The sequence below is a fragment of the Peribacillus butanolivorans genome, from assembly GCF_001273755.1.
Lineage (GTDB): Bacteria > Bacillota > Bacilli > Bacillales > DSM-1321 > Peribacillus > Peribacillus butanolivorans.
Genome location: NZ_LGYA01000001.1, coordinates 2,853,146 through 2,877,190 on the forward strand (window position 1 = coordinate 2,853,146; position 24,045 = coordinate 2,877,190).

22 protein-coding genes are annotated in these 24,045 nt (G+C 38.1%); 3 read left to right on the forward strand and 19 right to left on the reverse strand.

Annotated elements, in window-relative coordinates; genetic code table 11:
* Positions 1 to 37 precede the first annotated feature (37 nt).
* From AKG34_RS12975 to AKG34_RS13005, 7 genes are all read right to left on the reverse strand, one after another.
* Positions 38 to 1,291, reverse strand: a complete 1,254-nt coding sequence (locus AKG34_RS12975; RefSeq protein WP_053346448.1) for a nickel pincer cofactor-dependent isomerase, group 22 — start codon at positions 1,289 to 1,291, stop codon at positions 38 to 40.
* A 27-nt stretch (positions 1,292 to 1,318) separates the two neighbouring features.
* Entirely contained in the window at positions 1,319 to 2,359 is a 1,041-nt protein-coding gene (locus AKG34_RS12980) for a TRAP transporter substrate-binding protein (protein WP_236694942.1), read from the reverse strand.
* A gap of 61 nt (positions 2,360 to 2,420) precedes the next feature.
* Positions 2,421 to 3,698, reverse strand: coding sequence for a TRAP transporter large permease subunit (locus AKG34_RS12985; protein ID WP_053346450.1), 1,278 nt, complete (start codon positions 3,696 to 3,698; stop codon positions 2,421 to 2,423).
* On the reverse strand, positions 3,695 to 4,270 hold the full coding sequence (locus AKG34_RS12990; RefSeq protein ID WP_053346451.1) for a TRAP transporter small permease: 576 nt from the start codon (positions 4,268 to 4,270) through the stop codon (positions 3,695 to 3,697). Before AKG34_RS12990 ends, AKG34_RS12985 begins: the two co-directional genes overlap by 4 nt.
* Positions 4,271 to 4,301: 31 nt before the next feature.
* Positions 4,302 to 5,327, reverse strand: a complete 1,026-nt coding sequence (locus tag AKG34_RS12995; protein WP_053346452.1) for a TRAP transporter substrate-binding protein — start codon at positions 5,325 to 5,327, stop codon at positions 4,302 to 4,304.
* A 1,464-nt stretch (positions 5,328 to 6,791) separates the two neighbouring features.
* On the reverse strand, positions 6,792 to 7,010 hold the full coding sequence (locus AKG34_RS13000; protein ID WP_053346453.1) for a hypothetical protein: 219 nt from the start codon (positions 7,008 to 7,010) through the stop codon (positions 6,792 to 6,794).
* Between the two features lie 298 nt (positions 7,011 to 7,308).
* Positions 7,309 to 9,024 carry an ABC transporter ATP-binding protein gene (locus AKG34_RS13005; RefSeq protein WP_053346454.1) on the reverse strand — a complete coding sequence of 572 codons (1,716 nt, stop codon included), beginning with the start codon at positions 9,022 to 9,024 and terminating at the stop codon, positions 7,309 to 7,311.
* A 221-nt stretch (positions 9,025 to 9,245) separates the two neighbouring features.
* Here AKG34_RS13005 and AKG34_RS13010 point away from each other — a divergent pair, with 221 nt between their 5' ends.
* The gene (locus AKG34_RS13010) at positions 9,246 to 10,448 is read left to right on the forward strand and encodes an MFS transporter (RefSeq protein ID WP_053346455.1); all 1,203 of its coding nucleotides are present in this window, start codon (positions 9,246 to 9,248) and stop codon (positions 10,446 to 10,448) included.
* A 242-nt stretch (positions 10,449 to 10,690) separates the two neighbouring features.
* Here AKG34_RS13010 and AKG34_RS13015 read toward each other — a convergent pair whose 3' ends face one another.
* The 9 genes from AKG34_RS13015 to AKG34_RS13055 form a co-directional block, all read right to left on the reverse strand.
* Positions 10,691 to 11,953 (reverse strand): LysM peptidoglycan-binding domain-containing protein, encoded by a 1,263-nt coding sequence (locus tag AKG34_RS13015; protein ID WP_053346456.1) that lies wholly within the window; start codon positions 11,951 to 11,953, stop codon positions 10,691 to 10,693.
* Positions 11,954 to 12,440: 487 nt separating this feature from the next.
* The gene (locus AKG34_RS13020) at positions 12,441 to 13,190 is read right to left on the reverse strand and encodes a (S)-benzoin forming benzil reductase (protein ID WP_053346457.1); all 750 of its coding nucleotides are present in this window, start codon (positions 13,188 to 13,190) and stop codon (positions 12,441 to 12,443) included.
* 82 nt (positions 13,191 to 13,272) lie between these two features.
* Entirely contained in the window at positions 13,273 to 14,730 is a 1,458-nt protein-coding gene (gene cls, locus AKG34_RS13025) for a cardiolipin synthase (RefSeq protein ID WP_053346458.1), read from the reverse strand.
* Between the two features lie 251 nt (positions 14,731 to 14,981).
* Positions 14,982 to 15,245 carry a metal-sensitive transcriptional regulator gene (locus AKG34_RS13030; RefSeq protein WP_053346459.1) on the reverse strand — a complete coding sequence of 88 codons (264 nt, stop codon included), beginning with the start codon at positions 15,243 to 15,245 and terminating at the stop codon, positions 14,982 to 14,984.
* Between the two features lie 184 nt (positions 15,246 to 15,429).
* On the reverse strand, positions 15,430 to 15,873 hold the full coding sequence (locus AKG34_RS13035; protein ID WP_053346460.1) for an SRPBCC family protein: 444 nt from the start codon (positions 15,871 to 15,873) through the stop codon (positions 15,430 to 15,432).
* Between the two features lie 756 nt (positions 15,874 to 16,629).
* Positions 16,630 to 17,238 (reverse strand): flavin reductase family protein, encoded by a 609-nt coding sequence (locus AKG34_RS13040; protein WP_053348102.1) that lies wholly within the window; start codon positions 17,236 to 17,238, stop codon positions 16,630 to 16,632.
* A 14-nt stretch (positions 17,239 to 17,252) separates the two neighbouring features.
* Positions 17,253 to 17,867, reverse strand: a complete 615-nt coding sequence (locus AKG34_RS13045; protein WP_180320475.1) for an alpha/beta hydrolase — start codon at positions 17,865 to 17,867, stop codon at positions 17,253 to 17,255.
* A gap of 5 nt (positions 17,868 to 17,872) precedes the next feature.
* Positions 17,873 to 18,820, reverse strand: coding sequence for a ring-cleaving dioxygenase (locus tag AKG34_RS13050; RefSeq protein WP_053346462.1), 948 nt, complete (start codon positions 18,818 to 18,820; stop codon positions 17,873 to 17,875).
* Between the two features lie 24 nt (positions 18,821 to 18,844).
* Positions 18,845 to 19,822 (reverse strand): ring-cleaving dioxygenase, encoded by a 978-nt coding sequence (locus AKG34_RS13055; protein WP_053346463.1) that lies wholly within the window; start codon positions 19,820 to 19,822, stop codon positions 18,845 to 18,847.
* A gap of 453 nt (positions 19,823 to 20,275) precedes the next feature.
* Between AKG34_RS13055 and AKG34_RS29690 the strand changes: the two genes are divergently transcribed.
* Entirely contained in the window at positions 20,276 to 20,398 is a 123-nt protein-coding gene (locus tag AKG34_RS29690; RefSeq protein WP_407946257.1) for a hypothetical protein, read from the forward strand.
* A 189-nt stretch (positions 20,399 to 20,587) separates the two neighbouring features.
* Here AKG34_RS29690 and AKG34_RS13060 read toward each other — a convergent pair whose 3' ends face one another.
* Genes AKG34_RS13060 through AKG34_RS13070 form a run of 3 tightly spaced genes read right to left on the reverse strand, consistent with a single transcriptional unit; the run spans position 20,588 to position 22,970 of the window.
* On the reverse strand, positions 20,588 to 21,643 hold the full coding sequence (locus AKG34_RS13060; RefSeq protein WP_083450784.1) for an alpha/beta fold hydrolase: 1,056 nt from the start codon (positions 21,641 to 21,643) through the stop codon (positions 20,588 to 20,590).
* A complete protein-coding gene (locus tag AKG34_RS13065) occupies positions 21,636 to 22,166 on the reverse strand; it encodes a hypothetical protein (RefSeq protein WP_053346464.1) in 531 nt (176 codons plus the stop codon). The genes AKG34_RS13060 and AKG34_RS13065 overlap by 8 nt, the downstream gene beginning before the upstream one ends.
* 24 nt (positions 22,167 to 22,190) lie before the next feature.
* The gene (locus tag AKG34_RS13070) at positions 22,191 to 22,970 is read right to left on the reverse strand and encodes an SDR family oxidoreductase (protein ID WP_053346465.1); all 780 of its coding nucleotides are present in this window, start codon (positions 22,968 to 22,970) and stop codon (positions 22,191 to 22,193) included.
* A 248-nt stretch (positions 22,971 to 23,218) separates the two neighbouring features.
* Between AKG34_RS13070 and AKG34_RS13075 the strand changes: the two genes are divergently transcribed.
* Positions 23,219 to 23,671 (forward strand): OsmC family protein, encoded by a 453-nt coding sequence (locus AKG34_RS13075; protein ID WP_053346466.1) that lies wholly within the window; start codon positions 23,219 to 23,221, stop codon positions 23,669 to 23,671.
* The last annotated feature ends 374 nt before the right edge of the window (positions 23,672 to 24,045 follow it).

The window sequence follows — 24,045 nt, forward strand, 5'->3', positions numbered from 1 at the left end:
TCAAATGAAATCTATTAAAAGAAATAAAGAAGGGTATCTAATAGTCTAAAACCAAGTCTTCTAATTCTGACAAGATTTCTAACTTGCTATTTCTTTCAGCCTCTTCCATCATGCTTTCAGAAATCCAAATTTCACCGATTTCAAGTGTATTTTTTATTCTTACGACTCTTACTTGATTTAAATCGAAGGCATTGCACGTTTTGATTGCAGCTTTTACAGCCAATTCCTGAGTATCTAAAAACATAGGGAGCTTTACAACATCTGTCACGGTGCTGGTGAGTGCATTGGCATACCCTTTTTCCCATTCGATTTCATTCATGACCGCTTTCGTCGTCATATCAGCCATACCGATGCCGTTTGCATTCCCATGAGTTTTCTCGGTAAGTCCAAGGACAACGGTCCGTTTAACTTCTGGACCGCCAGAAGCATAAGGAGTGGCGAAGTTGCCCGTTATGTTTGGATCCATTCCATCCCCGGAAATGTCTTTTCCTAGTTCATTTACAATAAGTACATCCATCTTATCGAAATGAATCTTTGGCATTAACGATTTCGCTTCTATCAACAGTCCAGTCTCAACCTTTTCTAAATCCTCCGCCGGTACAGCTACGATTTTCGCAGGTTTATCGTAGGCATTTTCAATAGTCGCAATGCCGAATATAATCGGAGCTTTCGATAAGGAAATTTTCGCCATCTCAGGTACATGCTCAGCCATATACTTAAAACTATATGCATGAGCTGCTTCGGCTCCTTTTTGTTTACCTAAACCAATTGTGATCATTTTCATTAAACCACTTTCAACCGGCCCACGAAATGCAGTGTGTGGTTTTATCCGATTAATGACTATAATTTTGTCCGCTTCATAGGCAAATTTATCGATATATACAGGGAGCCCATTAGGCAACTCATCCAGTTTCACCACTTCCATTGAAGACCTTATTGGCGCTCCAACCACTTCTTCTGTCACACCCAGCTGATGCAACACGTCAATTTGCCCTTCCGCTGTTGCTCCGCCATGACTCCCCATTGCAGGTACAATAAATGGATTGCCTCCTGCATTCTTAACTGCAGCTGCTGTTTCTCTTACCAGTATAGGGAGATCTGCTAGCCCCCTGCTTCCTACAGCAATAGCCACATTGTCATTTTCAATTATTCTTGATAAAACCCCAGCTTCTTTTATCGCCTTTTGCACCTCACCCGCTACATCAGCGAGTTGAGGTGCATGAAATACCTGCCGCACTTTGACCATTTTCGGTAATTGAATTTCTCGTAAAAGCTCAGAGATAATATTCATTATCATTCCTCCATACTGCAGTGCTGTTTAATTACCGCGCACTTTTTCAACTTCGGTCATCATTTCTTCAACAAGATCCGGGCCGAACTTTTGGGCAAACTTGTCCGTCACTGGTTGAATAACTTCCTTCATTTTTGCCATTTCTTCCGGCTTTACTTCGTTGATTTTCATTCCTTCTTCTTTTAGATATTTAAGTGCTTTCTCATTTTCCTTTCGATTAAGTGCCCGTTGGTACTCTCCAGCTTCTTGTGCAGCCTCACTCATGATTTTTTGTTCTTCTTCCGATAAGTCATCCCAGAACTTTTTGCTGACAAGGAATACAAATGGTGTATAAACATGCTTTGTAAGGCTTAAGTAGTCTTGTACTTCATTATATTTTTGCGTTTGAATTGTCGCGAGAGGATTCTCTTGACCATCAACAGTGCCTGTTTCTAATGCGGTGAATACTTCAGAGAAAGCCATGGGAGATGGATTAGCCCCTAACTTTGAAAATGCATCTAAGTGCACTTCATTTTGCATGGTACGTATCTTAAGGCCCTTGAAATCATCAGCTGTTACAACTGGGTGTTTGCTGTTTGTTAAGTTTCGGAAGCCGTTTTCCCAGTACCCCAGACCTACTAAATCATGTTCCGGTAATTTATCCAAAAGCTTTTTACCTATTGCACCATCAAGTACTGAATAGGCTTCTTCTTCATTATTAAAGACAAATGGAAAGTCATAGATTCCAAATTCCTTTATCATCCCCACAAGTGGAGAAGTTGAAGGAACTGTTACTTCCTGTAAGCCTCCTTGAAGAGCTTCTGTCATTTTTTGATCATCTCCAAGGGTGGCATCAAAGAAGTTTTGGACTTTCATTTTCCCTCCACTTTTTTCTTCAAGCAGTTCTTTAAATTTGACCATCCCCTGCCCTTGTGGGTGCATTTTACTATTTCCGATACCTGCTTTGATTGTTCTTTCCTGGATACCGTCTGTTGTAGCGCTTTCATTTTGTGCACTTCCACAAGCACTTAATAGTAATATTCCCGGCAAAATCACACCAGCTGCCAATCGCTTAAGCCAATTATTCATCATATTTCCTCCTATAATGTTATAACTCTGAGCATACAAATCCACTTACTGGTTCATTCCATTAGGATGTAAACCATCCTAGAGGGACTAATACTAAGGAAGGGAACAAGATTAACAAAATCAAAACAATTACTTCAACAAGCAAGAAAGGCCATATCCCTTTCATGATGTCTTCCATACTGATTTTACTTATCCCACACATGACATTTAAAACGGTTCCAACCGGTGGTGTAAGCAAACCAATGGCATTATTCAGGATAAACAGGACACCAAAGTATACTGGGTCAATTCCTGCTGCTTCAACTAGCGGCATCAAAACAGGTGTGAGAATTAGGATCGTCGGCGTCATATCCATCGCTGTTCCAACTACAATAACTAGCAAGTTAATCATTATTAATAGAAGGAGCGGATGATCCAAAAATGGTTCCAGCAAGCCAATTACCTGACCAGGTAAATCAGCTACAGTAATCAGCCAAGATGACACGAGTGCTGCTGCGACCAGAAACATGACCACACTTGTCATTTTTCCGGCATGAACAAAGACATCGTACAAATCTGTCACTTTCATTTCACGATAGATTACTAGACCGACAAATATTGCGTACACTGCAGCCACGACTGCAGCTTCAGTCGGTGTAAATAATCCGAATTTCAATCCCCCAATGATAATGACGGGTAGGAATAGAGCCCATATCCCTTGACGAAGTGAAATAAGTATTTCTTTAATTGAGGCACGAGGTTTAACGGCTACATTATCTTTGCGTGCTATAATGGCCCAGGTAATAGTAAGTCCGATCGCAAGTAAAACCCCTGGAACGATCCCTGCCATAAATAGCTTTGTAATGGACACACCACTGGCTACACCGAAAATAATAAAACCAATACTCGGTGGGATGATTGGGGCAATAATTCCACCAGATGCTATCAACCCGCTTGAACGGCTCACATTATAGCCAGCTTTTGTCATCATTGGTATTAAGATAGCCCCAAGAGCTGCTGTATCAGCAACGGCTGAACCTGATAAACTTGCAAATAATACACTCGCAATTATTGCAACATAACCAAGTCCTCCTTTGATATGCCCAACCATAGACATTGCCATCTCAACGATACGCCGTGACAATCCACCCCGATTCATTGCCTCCCCCGCCAACATAAAGAACGGAATCGCCATGAGTGGGAAATTATCAGCACCGCTGATTAAGTTTTGCGCGATGATTTGACTGTCAAAAATACCAAGAGCGTACATTAACACTACGCTACTTACAAGTAAGGCAAAAGCAATAGGCATTCCTAAAGACATTGCTCCTAGTAAAGATCCGACAAATACACCTATCATCCTTGTTTCTCCTCCTTCCCTTCTATAATTCCTTCTGTTATAAATTCATCACCATGGAGAGAGATTAGCTCTTCAGACTCACTAATACTGACTAATTCTTCGTCCTTAATCTTATTGAAAAAGATCCTATATAAATTGTTAATGATCAATAAACCCATGGAAATACTAACAAGGATACCTGTCCCATATACAAATGCTAATGGCATACCAGTAGCAGGCGCTGTACTATCAATGTTAATCAAAGTCATTTTCCAGCTACCATCCAGGACAAGGAGAAGGACAAACAATATCATCAAATCACTAATAACGAGCACCACTTTTTTCATCTTGTTTGGAAGCCTTTTAATGACCATGTCAACACCCAAGTGTTCTTTGTTTTTATAAGCACCAATGGCACCGAGGAACGTCAGCCAGATAAAAAGGTACCTTGACATTTCTTCTGACCAAGTGATACCTGAGTTAAAGAAATATCGAAGAACTACATTACCAAAGACGAGAACAACCATGATCACTAATGCAGCAGCCATAACAATGTTCAAAGTATTTTCTAATAGTCTGGATATTTTACTCATCTTTATATCTCCCCCTTCCTATGACCTTGCTTTATTCTGCTTTAATTTTTCCAACTAGCTCTTTTGCCCAAGCATTTTCTGCAAAGACTTCATCATATACAGGTTGAGACGCCTTTACCATTTCTTGGGTAAATCTTTCGTCAGGCGTAGTAAATTTGATTCCATTATCCTGGAGGAATTTTTTATCATCTTCATAGCTTTGTTCCAGTAATTCAAACTCATATGCTGCTGCTTCTTTTGCTGCTGTTTCAATAATCTTTTGTTGTTCCTTAGTCAAGCCGTTAAAGAATTTGCTATTAATAATGTAAATATTAGGGCTAAACATATGCTTTGATTCTAGTACATCACTTTGAACTTCATTCCATCCTGAGGATCTAAGCGTGGCGATAGGGTTATCTTGAGCATCTACTACCTTTTGTTCAAGAGCAGTAAACACTTCAGAAATAGGCAGTGGACTAACGTTTGCTCCGAGCGATTCACCTAATTTTATGTAGTTTGGTATGTTAGGCATTCTAAGTCGAAGGCCATCAAAGTCATCCATACTTTCTATCGTACGATTGCTCGAAAACATTCTAAATCCATTTGCACTCCAAGCCAGTGGCGTTACTCCATGTTTTGGATTTAGGTCTTCGGTCAATTCTTCACCAATCGGACCATTCAGTACCGATTTTACATGTTCGAAATCTCTAAATAGGAATGGCCATTCAGGAACCCCCATTTTAGGAATGTCAGCCTGCATTATTAGACCTGGGATACCCATTTCGATTGTTCCGTTTCTGACACCATCATAAAATTCTTTTTCCGCTCCTAATGTACTGTTAGCATAAATTTGGACCTCTAATTCTCCATTGCTTTCCTTTTCAACCTGTGTTTTGAATTTTTCTTTTAATGCAATATTTTGAGGATGATCTTCAGCAAAATAATGTGCAACTTTAATGGTTTTCTTTTCAATCCCAGATCCGCTAGTCTTTTCTCCCTCACTTCCACATCCTGAAAGAAGTAATACCCCAGCAAGAGTTACGCTTGTGGCAAATCCATAAAACTTTCTTTTTTTCATTTAAAACACCCCCTAAAGTTTTTGTAAGCGTTATCATTATAGACTGATATTAAGAACTTCCCATTACTATTTCTTGTTAGTATCGCAGAATTTTGTTTTATAATATAAAACTCCGTTTTGTTTTAACCGGAGCAAGGAAGACATTTTACCAATAAATACCTGTTTATCCCATTATTATTTCTGCAATTTTTAGACCTAAGTTTTTCTTCAGTAATAAATGTGTTCTATAATGTAAAACTCAGTTTTCAAAATTAGAACTTACGTTGATTATAAGCTTCTGTTTTTATCCTTGTCAAACCATTTTTTGAATTTTTTAACAACTTAACAAAATACAATAGATACTCTTCTTTCCAGTCTATATTTAAACATCTCCTCCCGATATCCTCAAGGAAATACAAACAGAATTCTGTTGCCCTATCTGTCATTTTCGGTTCGGTGGAGGAAGTTATTTCAACTGAGCCCAAGCACAAAGATTTTTACTCACAAGGGGAATAACAACATTCTGGAAATTTCACTAAATTAATTAAACAATAAATATTTAAACCATTTGAAGAATGAATGAATAGAAGTTTCATTTTTTCTATATTAGGATATTTTTAAGATTTCTTAAGACATTGATTAGTCGACATTAAAGTCGCTCTTTCCTACTCTCTTTAACAGAAACCTTCTTGACGTTATTTTTGTTGTCCATAGCATCTATCAATTCTCTAGCTGAATCACATGTTTCTAAAAAGATGATGTTTTGGTACATTTAGAATGTAGGCTGGGTAACATCAAGAACACACGTTTCGACAATCGTTTAAACCTCTTTCGACCTAAGCGTCTTGGAGAGGTAATGGGTTACAATATGGTATGTCTGGTAATTATTCTCGCATTCGGACCTCCCCCGAGTTAATTTTGACGGTGACTGACATTATGATAATTTTTCATAATATATAGGGAGCTATCGGGGATTATCGGCATCCTCCTAGCCTTATCGATTCTATAAAAAAGTATTCCTATACCTGTTAGCAAGTTACAATTTATCGATCCATTCTTTTATTTTTCATTACGGTGACATTCGGAGGTACTTAACTTCACCTTCCTTCGCACTATTCCAATGAATCTGACATGGACGGAGTTTTCTTGAACTTTTTATATTTTACGATAGCTCTCATGCTTAATCGCCGGATTTTTGATGGAGCCATTTTAATTGTTAATCTTGCCTTCTGATTTCAGGGTTCCGGTTACTTAACGCATGCTACGTTCCCTTTTAAGCACTAATATCGAAAAGTCAGTTTCTATTTTAGGTATGCAACAATGCTCAGCAACTTGATGAGTTTCCGCCACTTTCGATATGGCCTTAATCTTAGGCCTATAATGCAAATCAAAAGCATCAGTAACCCCTTTTATTCAAAGAGATTACTGATGCTTTTTTTACTTGCAGGAGATTCTTCTTTAAATAAATCTTGATATTTGCGCAAGCTATCCTTCCAATTGTTTCTGCACATGATTCTTCCATTTTTCAATTTCGATTTGCTCTTGCATAAAAAGTGAGTCCTTAAGGGTGTACAAAGTTGTTTGGAACCTTTTTGAGATATCCTCCTGAAATTGTACTTTATCAAACTCTTTATCAATTGGCCCCCATTTTCCCTCCATTTCATTCATGAAATCTTCCATTCTTTTAATGATATCCGTAACCAATTAACGCACCCCTACATGTTTATATAGTAAAAATTTATATTTCCCTTGCAAAGAAAGGAATAAAGAAACCGTTACTTTTATACCATAACGAACGTTTAACAGCTCCTTAAACCATTCTTTATTACCTATATAATAACGGATTAAGTGATAATTTTCATGAGTTTTAAATAAAACAGAACTTTTTTTCCGCAACTTTGTTATCATTAATTGGAATTAATTCAATAACTGAGGAATAATTCAAATAAATTAATAAAAGCTACATATCCTCAATGAAAGGACATGTAGCTTTAGATCACTATTATTTTTGAAATTGTAATTTATGCAGATTAGCAAAGATACCACCTTGCTTAAGTAAGTCTTCATGGCGGCCCTCTTCAGCAATTCCTTCTTCTGTAACAACAATAATTTTGTCGGCGTTTCGAATCGTTGCTAATCGGTGGGCGATAATAAGTGTAGTTCTATTTTCAGCAAGTTCGGTAAGTGCCTGCTGGATGATTCTTTCGGTTTCAGTATCAAGCGCAGATGTTGCCTCATCGAGAATTAATATCGGCGGATTTTTTAAGAACATCCTGGCGATTGCAATTCTTTGTTTCTGTCCTCCCGATAACTTTAAACCTCGCTCACCTATTTGAGTTTCATATCCTTCTGGTAATCCTTCAATGAAAGCCTCTAGATGGGCTTTTCTTGCTGCTTCTTGAATTTGTTCATGCGTTGCATTAAGCAATCCGTATGAGATATTCTCTTTTAATGTTCCTGTAAAAAGAAACACATCTTGCTGGACTATGCCTATTTGTGACCGTAGTGATTTTTTTGTCATCTCTCGAATATCAATTCCATCAATAGAAATTGAACCGGAAATAACATCATAGAATCTAGGGATTAACGAACAGATAGTCGTTTTTCCAGCTCCGGATGGACCTACAAAAGCAATGGTTTCACCAGCTTTGATATTCAAATCAATGCCTTTTAAAACAGTTTTTTTGTCTTCATAATTAAAAGTGACATCATTAAAAGAAATATCACCTAAAAGAGCATTAACGGCAAATGCATTCTTTTTATCCTCGACATCTGGCTCTATATCCAGAAGTTCTGTAAAACGCTTAAATCCAGCCATCCCTTTCGGATATAGTTCCATCAACGCACTGATTTTATCGATTGGCTTAAATAAAACGTTCACATATAAGACAAACGCGACTAGTTCCCCATATGAGAGCTGTCCATGAAAAGTAAGCCAAGCACCCATTACTAACACTGCGAGTGTCATAAACCTGGTCATCATGTAAATCCCTGATAAGCTGAAGGACATTACCTTATATCCAAGTAACTTCGCCTTACGGAATCTGCGATTATTCGTCGAAAATCGTTCCATTTCATATGTTTCATTAGTAAAAGACTGAACGACCCTAACACCTGAGACGCTGTCTTCCACACGTGCATTAACATCTGCAACTTCTTTGTACATTTGCTTCCATGCTTTATTCATCTTTAAATTACTTATAACAATTAGCAAAACAAGGAATGGCAATATACAAACGGATATGAGCGCCAGCTTCACATTGATCGTCAACATAATCCAAAAAGCTCCAATAAAGGTCATAATAGCAATGAATAAATCTTCGGGACCATGGTGTGCTAGTTCTCCGATATCAAACAAATCATTCGTGATTCGGCTCATAATATGGCCAGTTTTTGTGTTATCGAAAAATCTAAAAGACTGTTTTTGAACATGCTCAAATAGCTCTTCGCGCATATCAGTTTCGATATTAATCCCCAGTTTATGCCCCCAATAACCTACGATAAACTGCAAGAATGTACTAATTATATAGAGAAGTAATAAGCCCGCACTCACAGAAACAATTGCCGACCAATCGTCACCCGGCAACAGTGTATCTATAAACCATTGAACAGCTAGCGGAAAAGCAAGTTCAAGCACAGCAACAACCACTGCACTGAAGAAATCAATAATGAATAACCGCTTATGTGGCAGGTAATATGAAGCAAAACGTCGAATCATCAAATTATTCTCCTTTTAAACATATATATAGGAGTATAATTCCATATTCATTAATCTTCAAGTATTTCGGATTACGAAGCTAATATTATGGTAAAATTATCTATATTAAACAGCCACTAACCCGGCTCATAAACCTATTAATTTTAAGGAGTGAATCCAGTGTAATTTTAAAAATCCATTCTAATACCATATAACATTATTCATTCAAAAGGATGGTAATCATGAAGAACAAATCGTTTCGCCACCTTTGGATTGGTCAGGCGTTTGCTAATCTTGGAGATATATTTTATGTAGTCGGGTTGATTTCACTTATATATGCCTTAACAGGATCGGCTCTTTATTTGAGCTTGCTTCCGTTCACTACAACGATTTTTCGGTTTTTCAGTAGTTTACTTGCACCTCTCATTATTGACAGATTTACTTTAAAACGAATCCTTGTACTATCTCAATTGTGGAAAACTATCTTACTCATTATACTAGGAATCTATATAACTAATTTTAATCAAGCTTTTGCTGTGGTAGCTCTAATCTTTATCGCCATGATTTCATTATTAGATGGAGTAGCTGCCCCGGTATGTGCAGCTTTGACGCCTCAATTAGTTCCAAAAGAAGAATTGATAAGGGCAAATGGTTTTTTGAATGTAATCACCCAGACAATCTTTGTCTCAGGGTGGCCACTTGGTTCTGTTTTATTAATATCCACCAGCAGTAGCTTTATTATTTGGATGACAGTTATACTTTATGCCGTTTCAACAATCTGTACCATAAAAATTGAAATCACTGAACAAACAGCAGAAACCATTCATTCATCAAGTCGGGATTCGATTAAATCCGGATGGGTTGCGATTCGAAAAAAACCAACTATTCGTACACTCATCTCCCTTGATTTTATAACAACTTTAGCATCTAGCGTCTGGGTCGCTGCTGTTATATATGTATATGTCGAACAGAACTTAAAACTAGGAGAGCAATGGTGGGGGTATATTAACACAAGCTACTTTATCGGCATGATTGTTAGTGGATTGCTTGTCATCCGTTTTGCAAAGTTACTAGAAAAATATATCTGCTTTTTCATTATTTTCGGACTATTTCTCAGTGCCCTACTGACAATGCTATTCGGTGCGAACACTAATCCAGCAATTGCTTTGCTGCTAGCATGTCTGTACGGCCTCCCAGAACAAATTCGGGATGTATTTTACACCAAGCTTATCCAAGATCAAGCATCGGAAAAAACATTAGCGAAAATATATGCGGTTTGGGGAGCTGTTATCAATCTTACGTTTGCTTGTTCCGTTCTGCTTCTAGGCTATATAACGGAAACATACGGTGTCAAAATAACTTTCCAATTCTCTTCAATTTTAATATTCATTGCCTTTCTTTATGCGATTTGGAAAAGGAAGGACTTTCAAGGGAAAGAAATATAAAATCATCACTGCAAGCCTTCTTGTACCTCCATTTGTTTCTGTATTTGAAAGGAGCTTTCATTTCGTAGCTCCTTTCCCTTTTTAGTGACACCCAAGGCTGTGTTGATCATGATTGGCTGTCCTCATATTTTTCCTGGGTAGGAACTTGCTTGGACCCGTTACAGCAAACCAACAGAACCATCCAAAATTGCATGGTTGATCGAAATTCTCTTTTTAATGCTCATTACTTACACCAAAACATTCTATTTTATAATTATAATATTCTGTTCCATATACGCCCAATTCTGTGGAAATTCCAAACCAATCTGCCAATAAGTGGCACCTATCAGTTCATAGGCATCAATCACTTCATATTTTGCGCTTATCGAACGAATATCTTCAAACCAAACGACATGATCCAAGTTTTCTTTTCTATAAGAATAGGTAGGTGATGCCGCTGACGTGTCGAAAGAGATTTCCGAGCCAGTCGCAATAGCAAGATTTTGTGCATTTTGCGCTGATAATGCCTTCGTATCATTGCTTGGTACAATCCAATCGTATCCATACATAGGAAATGCCGACTGCAATTTATACGCAGGGATATTCGTTAAAGCGTAACGAATAACCTCGACCATCCACCAAAGTGGAGAAATTGGTTCGGGTGGGCCAGTTGGATACCCAAAATCAATTGTCATCACGGCAACAAGGTCGGCTACCTCTCCAATTCCCCGATAATCATGACCGCCTACAATTCGATTGTCAGGATTATCTGATGTTTTTGCATGTACGTTAACATGAAGAATTAGTTCGTTCAACCCCTCTTTTAATTCTTTTAAAAAAAGCACATAATCAGACCGTCTTGCAGGCGGGATGAATTCGATGTCCATACTGACCCCCCCATAGCCTTTCTCCCTTACAAAATTCAGCATACTTTTAATCAAATTCCCTCTGTAAATCGAACTAGCGAGAACTTCACCCGCCAAGTCAGCATCAAAATCACCGTCTTGAAAATTCCGGATCATCAATAGTGGCGTCACCCCGGTCTGTTCGCATTTCGCGATAAGAGGGAGATCATCACCATCAACGACTGCATAGCCTTCCTTGGTAAAGGAATAAGCTACAATTGCTAAATAGGATAACTTATCACCATTCTCCTCAAGCGTTTTAAACACTACTCCACCTGAAGTTGGGAAGGCAAACCCAAGCGTGATCAATTGATTTTTGTAAGGAGACGGAATCAAAATTTCCGTGTCGACCTTAAGTGAGCTTGCAACAAGCCCTGGATTTGCTTTCATGATGGTCGCTATACTTGTTCCAAAACGTCGGGCAATTTTAGAGAGCGTATCACCATTTTTTATAAGATACGTTCGATTCACCACTTTGTCATCCGGGATATACAACGCCAAACCGGGAACCAGTGCTGTTGATTCCAATCCGTTAACTTCGACTATCCTCGATGGGTCAACCTTATTCATTTTAGCAATTTCCCATAGGCTATCACCTTTTTTCACAATAACGATCGTCATTCAAAACCCTCCCACTCCCTCGAAAAAGTGTATGTTATTCGGGTATTTATATAGAACGAATTATCAAATTTTCATCGTGTTGAATATTCTGAATATATTGACACTCAGAGTCCGCCATGTTATTAATCTATACTGATTGATTTGTAAATAAAACTTACAATATTCCAGTCTCCCCGTACTTTTATACATGACGCAAAAAAACAGTCATAGGAGGCTAATTTAAAGGAATTATCAAATTTTCAACAAAACCATTTCTATTGGTCTGGCTGCAAACTACATACACTCTTTATGAAATGTACTTCGAAAAGCATATGAAGCAAAGAAAATTGGTTTACATGGATAGAACCTTGTCAAAATGGTGAGAAGTGTACAAAGAGAAAAATATATTATCATCACTGCTTTAAAATGAAAAGAGGCTGTCCAAAAGGACAACCTCTTACTTTTAATACTATTTGCTAAGTTTCCATCCCAGCTTTTCTTCTATACCTCAAAGTAAACTTTTAATATCGTAAAACTTTCCATTTTCCAACTCATCTACTTCGAGTAGCTCCAATAGTTTTTCCGCAACGAATTCTGGGCTTCTTAGAGTGCCTTTTTCTTTATAGTCATGAAATTTTTCCCTGTCGGAAAAGTCCTGTTCATCAGCTGAACGAATTGTTTCTTGCATCCCTGTGTCCATTACACCTGGTGAAAAAGATATGAGAGTCATAGGGAAAGGCGCCTTATCCTGTTCCAATCCTGCAACACGGGTGAACATTTCAAGTCCCGCCTTTGTACTACAGTAGGCAGCCCAGCCATGATAGGGATTTTTCGCTGCTCCTGAAGAAATGTTGACCATAACCTTCTTTCGGTCCCAATTCTTTGTTCGTTTTACGAATGCATCTGCTAATACTACTGGTGCCATAAAATTTACTCGCAAGCTGGTTTCCAAACTTTCCTGTCCCAGATTTCCTACCGGCTTGATTGGTTCAATTACACCAGCATTATTAACAAAGTAAATCTCGCTTTTTTCATCGACCTCTTCAAGAATCTTCTTGACTAACGAAGTAAGCTGCTCAATTTCATTTAAATCAACGGAAATAAAAGTAAGTTTTGTTCCGAATTGAGCAGCTATTTCCACCATTTCAGGATGAGCTGTACGGGATAATAAAATACAATGGTCACTCTTCTTCAAGCATTGCTTAGCAATAGCTGCACCTAATCCTCTCGAAGCTCCTGTGATTATAAAAGTCTTCACCACAAATCCTCCCTTTCATTGATTATTATTTATTGTACCAAAAGAAGCAGCCCGTATAGTGTTTGGCTGCTCCGTATAAAAATTATAAAATGGGTGATAACAGCCTTGCTATGGACTCTTTAAAACGAATCCACTTTGAACGTTTTTCAAACTCTTCAATTGTTAGTTGTCTACAAACTTCTACATCATTATAAAAGTTTTTCGTCAGCGTTTCGGCCATTCCTTCATCATAAATAAAGGCATTGACTTCAAAATTCAATTTAAAACTCCGGACATCAATGTTAGCAGTACCGACCGAAGAGACCTCTTCGTCCACAACAATCATTTTCGCATGTATAAAACCGTTATCATAGATGTATACCTTAGCTCCCGCTCTTAATAACTGCCCTGCATTAAAGGTTGTTGCCCAATAAACGAAAAGATGATCAGGCTTATTAGGAATCATGATTTTCACATCCAGCCCTGACAAGCTGGCAATCCGGAGTGCATCCAATAAACTAGCATCCGGTATAAAGTAAGGTGTTTGAATCAGAATCGATTTCTTTGCTGAAGAAATTAATTTAATATAGCCATTTTTTATTTGTTCCCATTCAGAATCAGGACCACTTGTCACAATTTGCAAATCAATATTACCCTGAGGCTTCAAATTAGGAAAATAATGTGGCTGATAAATAATATCATGATTTTTTGATGCCTGATTCCAATCAAGAATAAAACGAGTTTGAATGGCTTTGACCGCAGATCCCTTTATTCTAAGGTGTGTATCACGCCAATAACCGAACTTTGGATTAAGCCCCAAATATTCATCTCCGACATTAAAGCCGCCAACATACCCTACTTTTCCATCTATGATGACGAGCTTTCGATGATTACGGAAATTCAAACGTAAATTAATAAATTTTAACTTGGATGGAAAAAATGCTTCCACTCTGCCGCCTGCCTGCCTAAAGTCCTTGAAAAAACTTTTTGTCATTCCCCTTGACCCTAATTCATCATAAAGCAGGCGGACTTTGACACCTTCATTTGCTTTTTTCGTCAAAGCCTCAATGAACCGTTTTCCGAGACCGTCTCTTTGAATAATATAATATTGTATATGTATATGGTTTTCTGCCTCTTCGATATCTTTAAAAAGCTGTTCAAACTTCTTTCTTCCATCCGAAAAAATATCGACATGATTATCTTCCGTCAGAACTGCATCATTATTTCGAAGGTGCATATAAATCAAATCACGGTAATTGCTCGAAGAGGTATTTCGAAAAGGAAAGTGATCCGTAGAAAGCTCTTCCATCTGTTTATCAAGGATTTCTTCAATCCCAATTTTTTTCTTATCCTCCCATTGGAATAAGTGAGCGTGCCTCAAACTTGTTCCAAAAAGAAGATATAAAATAAAACCGACTACAGGTAAAAAATATAACACCAATAACCAAGCCCAGGTCGTGCTCGCTTCTCTTCTTTCAAAAAATATAACAATCGTTGCAAATAGAATATTAAGAATAATAACGAGGCCTAACAAAACCGTTGTAACATGCGTGAATTCCATAGCATACCCTCACTCAATTTTTATCCCTTTAAGGATAACATGCAAATTCTTTATATCAAAGGATTTGCCTATTAGAAAAAAGAAAACAAAAATTCGCAAAAAATAGGCCCCTCCCTGTAGAGGCCTATCTATATAAGTATTTTCGAACCAACCCTTAAATATCCATAACTGCCAGGGTGACTTTTAATCTTCTTATACAAACTTTCATTGCAAAAAAATATACAGGATACACTGAATTTAACTCATTTATTTTATCGGCTTTTCACTAATAAATTAACTGCCTCTTTAACAAGTTCTTCAGGGTTCTTTTCACCTGTCTCATTAGCTTCCCGGACACATTCTACAAGATTGGAGCTCACAATTACACCAATTGTACGGTCTATTGCAGATCGAGTGGCAGATAACTGTGTTACGACATCTCTACAGTCTTTATTTTCTTCCATCATTTTCAAAATCCCTCGAAGCTGTCCTTCAATTCGTTTAACTCTATTTTTCATTTGCTTTTCATATTCCATGTGTGAGGTTGACCTCCTATCCCTTGTAACTTATTATTCTTATCAGGCATACCATCCACGTTTAGTCCCATATGGAATGAATGTAAAAAAATAATCTTATCGCCTTACAATTCATAATACATACCTCTCAGGTATACTTGTCAAGTATTTATCTCAACTAACCCTTATTCGATAGGTAAATACTCTATTTTTGTACAAGGAGATTTTGTGCAATAGCCTCTGAAAATTCAACAGTCATTTGGGGAACGTAGGATTTTAACAAAGCATTTACAATCGGTGCTTTAGCTCCTTTAGCCATTATCGCAAGACAACCAGTCATCTTAGTCTGTCCTTTCCCGATCTGTTCAGCAAAAAAGTAACCATATCCATCAAATTTTTCATTTAATCCCCGAAGGTTAAATGTTACCTTATTAGGTTCGTTCCATTCTAATATATCAACTTCTAGTTTAATTTTCTTTTTCATTAAACCCAAATCGCTTTTAAACTCCCATACGAGTGTCTCATCATTTATTATCTCATGACTAATATATCCTGGGACCAGAGGCGCCCATAGATCAATGACACTGACAAACCCCCATACATTTTCAATTGAAACGGGTAAGATGATACTATGTAATCCTTCTGACAACTGAGTTCCCCCTTAATCATTTTACTTACATCTTTTTAATGTATTCATTGCAGCATTTAGGTTAGACCTGATATTAGAAAAGAGTCCGAAACAAATTTCTCAATATCGCATATGCAATGACAGATGATACTTCAAAAGATACATGGAACCTAAAATGAAAATGTTGATTTAACAGGGTTACTTGCTATTCCAAAGGCTAGGTTAATCTTTATTGTTGTTTTACAAAGAGATAAAAGACCTTCAATTGAGAAGGTCTTTCTTTAAAAAAGTAGTTAATAAATGTAATCAATTACTTTTTGATAACCAAAGGGTAAAACGGAAGCAACTATTAAACCTATTACAATCGAAGAAGTTGTAAAAATGATGAATTTCCGAAGTGATATTTCATTCCTCTTATAGGCAATAAGGCATACCTTCATCATTGAATAAACAGTTATAACTATTATTATTGCTGAAAAGACACTTGCTAAATTACTTCCATTGTGAACCTCCTTTCCCAACAATCTTCTGACTAAATTTTACCATCTAATTAATAGAGTAGATATTTTTCATCACTTTGTTAGTTGAATTTTATCTTTCTTATGCTTTTATTAGTATGAAAAGTTGTAAATCATCCCCTCAAGTTTTAATACTCCTATATTCAAACAGACTGTAGGNAAAACTGTAGACAAACTCGATTTTCATCGAGTTTGTCTACAGTCTGCAATGGCGACATCTAAAAAAGATGTCGCCATTTGTTTTATCCAAATGTGATTTTTAAGGACGTTCAAGATCAAATAACTCGCCTAGTTTAGTATACGTATGACCAGCTAACCGGGCTACCGGTTTGAGTCCATTCTGATCAATTCGACCATTGTGATAGATGTCTTGCTTGATATGGTAGCACACTACTTTCCCTATCAACAAATCACAACCTGGTTTATCTGATGAACCTGCTAATGGTATAGCCCGTTCAAGTTTGCATTCAAGGCGTACCTTCGCTTCTCGCAACCCAGGAACCGCAACCTTATCACTCGCCGTCGTCGTGAAATTAGTTAGCCTTAATTCACTTTCCTCAGCTGGGAGTTCTGCTGCCGTTTGATTTGCATCTACAACATTGTCTTCATCAGTGATGTGAACAACAAATTCACCGGTTTCAATCGCATTTCGTGCAGTATCTTTTGACACTCCTTTTTTCCTTTGAACGGATACTGAAATCATTGGAGGATTAGAACTGACTATATTAAAAAAACTAAACGGCGCTATATTGAATACTCCAGTTTCAGATTGTGTGGTAACAAGGGCTACGGGTCTCGGAATAATACTTCCAGTCAAAAATTTATAATTTTCCCGTTCACTTAGACCTTCAGGATTTACTGAAATCATCTTCTCTCCCTCTTTCAATCTTTCAATAAATGTTTTTGAAACCATGAACTAGCTGCTTCGACCTCTGATCGTGTTAACTGATGTCCGTGATTTTCCCAGTGAATGTCGACTGTCGCACCTGCTTGCTGTAAGAGTTGTGAAAGTTCACCCGTTTCTTGAGCCGGGCAAATTGGATCGTTTTTCCCAGCGGCAATAAAGATAGGTACATCGGAAAGTGACGGCAAAGTCATCCCTCGCCTAGGAACCATTGGATGGTGAAGAATCGCCCCTTTTAATGCCCCTTCAAAATGAAACATCAAACTTGCAGCGATATTCGCACCATTAGAATAACCTAATGCTACCACATTCTCACGGTCAAAATCATACTTTCCGGCTGCTATATCCAAGAAGTCATTAAGCTCTTTTGTACGAAAAATTAAATCCTCTTCATCAAAAATACCCTCAGCCAACCTTCGAAAAAAACGGGGCATACCGTTTTCAAGAACATTTCCGCGCACACTCAATACGGATGAACCTGGTGAAACCATTTCTACTAATGGTAAAAGGTCTGTTTCCGTTCCCCCTGTACCATGCAAAAGCAAAAGTAACGGAGCTCCTGGATTACTTCCTTTTTCAAAAATATGTTTCATTAACATTATATATCCTCCTTTAGAACCCTTGGTACAGCCGGAAGTAACGTTTTTTCCATAATTTCTCGCTTTTCTTCCAACCATGGTGGCAGCATTAATTTACTTCCCATTGTTTCCTTCGATTCATCGTGAGCAAATCCCGGTGGATCTGTGGCAACTTCAAAAAGAATGCCGCCTTCTTCACGGAAATAAATGGCATCGAAATATTGACGGTCCGTAAAAGGTGTCACTCCATAGCCAAAGCTTCCGATATGCTCTCTCCAATCCTTATGATCATCAAAATCATTCGCACGCCATGCGAGATGATGTACTGTCCCTACTCCCATTTTCCCAATTGGCATAATAGTTTTTTTGATATCAATCAAATTCCCGATGTCTGAATTGGATTTGAAGCGAATAAAATCCCCTTCTTCTGCAATTTTCTTCAAGCCCATCACTTCTTCTAATAGTTTCATCGTTTTGTCCGGTTTTGCCGTCAATAATACCGCGCCACCGAACCCTTTGACCGCCTTATCAGCAGGCACACCTCCAAATGACCACTCGCTATTTTTACCCTCTTTACGAGCGACAAGTTCAAGGTGCAAACCATGAGGATCGTTAAATTCGAGATATTCCTCTCCGAAACGGTTGGCTTTCTCGAATTCAATATTAAATTTGGATAAACGTAGTTCCCAGAATTCAATAGATCCTTCTGGAACGACATATGTCGTAATCCCTACTTGTCCAGAACCAATTCTTCCTTGGTATGCATCAGGCCACGGAAAGAAAGTGATGATGGAGCCAGGTGAACCTGATTCATCTCCGAAATATAAATGATAGGTACCTGGATCATCAAAATTCACAGTTTTTTTCACCATTCGCATTCCCAATACCCCTGCATAGAAATCCACATTCTCTTGCGGATTACCTACTATGGCGGTTATATGATGAATTCCTTTTGTCTGCTTTCGCATGGTGTTAACCACCTTTCAATTCAATTAAAATGTAGATTTTGTATTTAGTGGTTTTAAATTCGCCTCTATATCCGCTCTTTTTGATTCTAAAAAGGGTGGCAAGGCCAAAGACTCTCCTAGGTGTTGCACTTCTTCATCCGTTGCAAAACCAGGTCCGTCTGTTGCTAGTTCAAACAATATACCATTTGGTTCCCTAAAATAGAGGGAACGAAAGTAAAAACGGTCAATAAACCCAGAGTTTATTAAACTTGATTCATTTAATTTTTCTATCCATTTTCTCAGTTCTTCTTCGTTATCGACACGAAAGGCAACATGGTGAACGCCTCCCCTTCCTAGTCGTTCACGCGGCAAGTCATTCCGCTCTTCAATATGAATTTCTGCACCAGTTCCACCTTTGCCTGTCTCATAAACGATAATCTTGCTTTGACCCCTTATAGATGATGAATATGCGCCTGATTTCCTGAACCCCAACACCTCAGTAAGTACTCTTTCAGTCGGTTCAATATTAGGAACTGTAAGCTTAACTGGTCCTAATCCAAGGATGGAAAATCCCTTCGGTACCGGGCTCTTATCCCACGGCACCCCTCCGTGAACGCCTTTATTATCCTGATCGGAAACCAGTAGTAGTCTCTGCCCTTCTGGATCTTTAAATGCAAGTACCTGTCGATGAAAACGAGTCGTTACTTCGTCGTGCTCAACATTATATTCTACAAATCGTTTTTTCCAAAAGTCCAGCGCTTTATTATCTTTCACTCTTAAAGCAATTTCTGAAATACTATTGTTCCCCTCATGTGTACGGGCAGCCTGAGGAATTTCAAAAAACGTTAGTTCTGTTCCCGGAGAACCTGCCTCGTCTCCGTAAAATAAGTGATACACACGAATATCATCCTGATTCACCGTTTTTTTGATTAATCGCAACCCTAACGTTTTCGTGTAGAAATCAAAATTCCCACCCGCTCTAGCCGTAATCGCCGAAACGTGATGTAATCCTTTTAATTCCATCTGTACCACTCCTTTCTATATATATCTCCCCTTAAGAGAGATAAATTAACCTATGATTAATATCTCGACTTCGAGGTATCAGCACAAGGAACAATACTTTTAATCCAAATATCTTGATTTAAAGATAAACTAGAGTGATATTTTTGTCAACCATTCTTACCTTTCACTTATAGAAAATACTATGAAAAAAATACGACCTTTTATTTCTACTTTTTATAAAAAAAATTACGGACAATCAGTAGAGAAAATGAAAATGGATATGGTACGGTTTTATTTTGCTGATTATCAGGCTTTTATTAAAGGTCTTCAAGAGCAATTTAAATTGTATGCTGAAAACTTCCCGATTTGGTCCAACTAATCGTCAGGTATTTTGCAGTTTGTCGTTTGGGCAGCCTTAGAAATTAAAGGGTTCGGAGCAGCCTTCAGCACTAAAATCCCTTAATTGGTGGCGAAGTGAGCAAGACATTGAACATTCATCAGAATTGGAAGCTGATTGCACCGATGCCATTTGGAAAACCCACTGCCAACCCAGGTGATAAAACCTTCTCCCCACTTGAAGATCGAGTAAAAATATAACTCATAACGTAGTAGGGCTGGCTCAACTTCCGAGCCAGCCCTACTATTTTCAACTGATATAATCTGGAATAGTTCCAAAAAATCTTGTGAATACTACGGGTGCAAACCCTAAATAACCTATAATTGGCATAATTTTAAAATTTTCATATTCATTTACCACGTACATCATACATCTCCCTTCAAAAACTGTTAATTATTCATTGGAGAAGATCGCTTCGGAAGCCATTCCTTAAGGTAAAGTGGGAGTCCACCCACATACTCCTTGGAAGCATGTCCACTTGGTAGGAGAATGTATGTCTTATCCTTACAAGTCAAATGCTCCATAACAGGATTAATCATTTCCTGCGGTACCAGACGGTCATTTTCATTTGCTGATACTAATACACTAGCGTCAATATTGGATAGCATAGCTTTTTTTCCTCTGATTCTTAAACTCCCCTTAACCAAACGATTGTTTATCACAAGATCTTCACCTATCTGTTTTGCAGTCGCTCCAGCTAAAGGCACGTGTCCATTTGTCCACGCATTGAATCGACGCCAATGTTGAACATATTCTTCATCATCAGCTTGATTTAATAAAGACAGATAGGGTGATATATAGATAGGTGATGTGATCAAGCGGATTCCATATTTAACCTCACTAGCTGGGATCGTTTTAAAAATGTCAATCGTCTCGTCAAAATCTGCGGTACCATCTTTTATTGCAGCTTGCCATTGATCAAAAGATTGGGAGGCACTAAAATCTATAGGTGTAACGGAGAGAATTAAATTCTTAACAGGCTCGTCTGCAATAGCCGCATACATAGCAGCTATTGTACCGCCAAGACAAAAACCCATTACAGTTATCTCTGACGCTCCGGAGTGTCGTAATGCGCGCTGGACTCCTTTTTGAATGTAATCGACGATATAATCATCAATCGAGATGTCACCATCTTCATAGCCTGGACTTCCAAAATCAAGCAAATACACTTCAAACCCTTCATTTACAAAAGCTTCTATTAAGCTATTACCTGGAGCTAAATCGAGAATTAACGGGGTATTGATGAGTGAATAAATTAGAAAAACCGGCACGTTATATCTTTTTTTTACCGCCGGATAATACCAAAGTGTAGATTTATTTTTTTTCCACACCGAAATTTTTGGTGTTAATCCCATTTCCGGCATAGGCTGATTGGGAATATCCGAAAAATGTTTCCATTTAGATATCGATTTAGGTTGATTTTTTGGCACCTTCCGTTTAGACATTTCTATTCCTCTGTCCAACAAATTTTAAATCTTGTAATTGGTTTATTAAATCTAAAATCCTTTTTTTATTCTCTTCCTTTTTGTTAGATTCCCCTCTTGAGTTCATTTTTTTACTACCTTCCTTTTTGTTAGATTCCTCTCTTGAGTTCATTTTTTTACTACCTAATGAATAAACGACCCCTAAATCACTCAAAGAAGGTTGACTTCTAAGAAACCCATTTCTTTCTGGAATTACAGTGGAAAGTAGCTCTTCTAATTTGTCAATTTTTTCTTCGAGCTGGAGGACTAATTTCGCAATATTGGCTACATCTTTTTTTGTAGGATAATTCATGATAATGGACCTTCTTTCTGAGGCCTCCTGCATCTTTATTATCTCTGGAACCTGCATTTGTGAACTTCTACTAACTGATTCTATTAACTCCCTATTATTTATTAACTCCTGAATTTTACTATTCAACTGTTGCTCTTTTTGTTTGCCGAACACTTTTAGCTCTTTATATAAATCTGATTTTTTTTCTGTCATATATATCGTTCCTCTCTTCTCCGATTATGCTAATGCTGCTATACCTCCATCAACGATTAAAACATGTCCAACCAAATAATCGGACGCTTTCGAGGCTAAAAAAACGGCGGCTCCTTTTAAATCCTCTTCATTACCATACCGGCCAGCCGGAGTTTGACCTACGATGTCAAAGTTGGATTCTTCAAGGATTTTTTTTGTGATTTTAGTCGGGAAAAAGCCTGGTGCTATCGCATTGACTTGAATCCCGTGTCTAGCAAGTTTAACCCCTAAATCCTTAGTCATTGTTATCACAGCGCCCTTACTTGTGTTATAAGCAATGGTATCCAATACTTCAGGTATCGAACCGCCAAGACCCGACACAGATGCAATATTAATGATTTTGCCGGACTTTTGCTGTAACATGACCTTTGCTACAGCCTGCGAAAACAAGAACGTACCCGTAACATTTACCTTCAACACTTTCTCCCATTTATCCTCAGGAACATCCAATAGCGGGCCTGACCAAGATGTACCGCTATTATTGACAAGAATATCAATGGCACCGAATTGAGAAACAGTTTCTTTTACAACATGTTCGATGTCACTCTTATTGGTAATATCACATTCAAAGGCGATCGCTTTAATTCCTAATGATTGTAGGTGATCACAAACCTCTTTACATACAGAAAGATTGCGTGAGGCAATAACAATATTAGCTCCTGCCTCTGCCAGTGCCAAAGCTATCTGTTTGCCTAGCCCTCTGCCGCCTCCGGTAATAATAGCCGTTTTATTCGTTAAATCGAACAGATTACTTAATGTTGTCAACTTTTCAGCCCTTCCGTTATGAAATATCTATCTTTTTATAAAGCGATTTATATTATTATAGAAAAGCCTATCCATTATGGTGCTTAAAATAGCCTAATGCCTCTGCCTTTTTGTTTCACTAGCTTTATTAATTTTTGCTTTATATATGAATTCAATATGTATGAGATTACTTCCTGATTTACGAGCAAAATCGAATACATAGCCTGTTTATTCGTTTACACTAAAAGAATATTAAGGAGGTTATAGATATGACGATGCATCACTTTCATTTAAGCGCGGAATGGCCTGGCGGAAGAAATGATATCGGGACGATTCAATCAGGGAATCTTCAGACCCAAATAAGCGTGCCAACCGAAATGGAAGGGCCTGGGATTGGAACCAATCCGGATGAAATGCTTCTAGGAGCAGCTTCGACCTGCTATATCATTACCTTTGCTGCCATGTTAGAGCGAAGTAAAATTGAAAAGGTCAGTTTGACAATGCAATCAGAAGCCTTAGTTGATGTTACGAATGGTGTATTCACTTACAAGAAAATTATTCATCGGCCAACTCTCGTATTAGCATCCATTACATCGGAAAAGGAGGCAGAAAAAGCCCGGAAACTTGCAGTAAAAGCGGAATCAAGTTGTATGATTTCCCGAGCCATCAAAGGCAATGTAGAAGTTGAATTAAACGCTACTATTTCCATAGCTCAGCCCTGAACAGAAGAAGTGCCTAACCCTATAGAGGGTTAGGCACTTCAGACTGTAGACAAACTCGATGAAAATCGAGTTTGTCTACAGTTTTTTTGAGGGGTTGTAAAAATTCGAACGTTGATTTCCACTCCAGGCACTCGCTTTCCGCGGGCGGTCAGGGAGCCTCCTCGGCGCCTTTGCGCCTGTGGGGTCTCCCTTAGACACGCTTTTCCCGCAGGAGTCTCGCACCTTCCGTTCCAATCAACTTTGTTTTAACAATTAGAAATAAACACTTTTGCCTACAGTCTATTTTGTTTTAATATAGGAGTATTAAAACTTGAGGTGATGACGATGCTTTCGAAACATAATTCTATTCAGCGAGATCAACTTGAAATGATTAC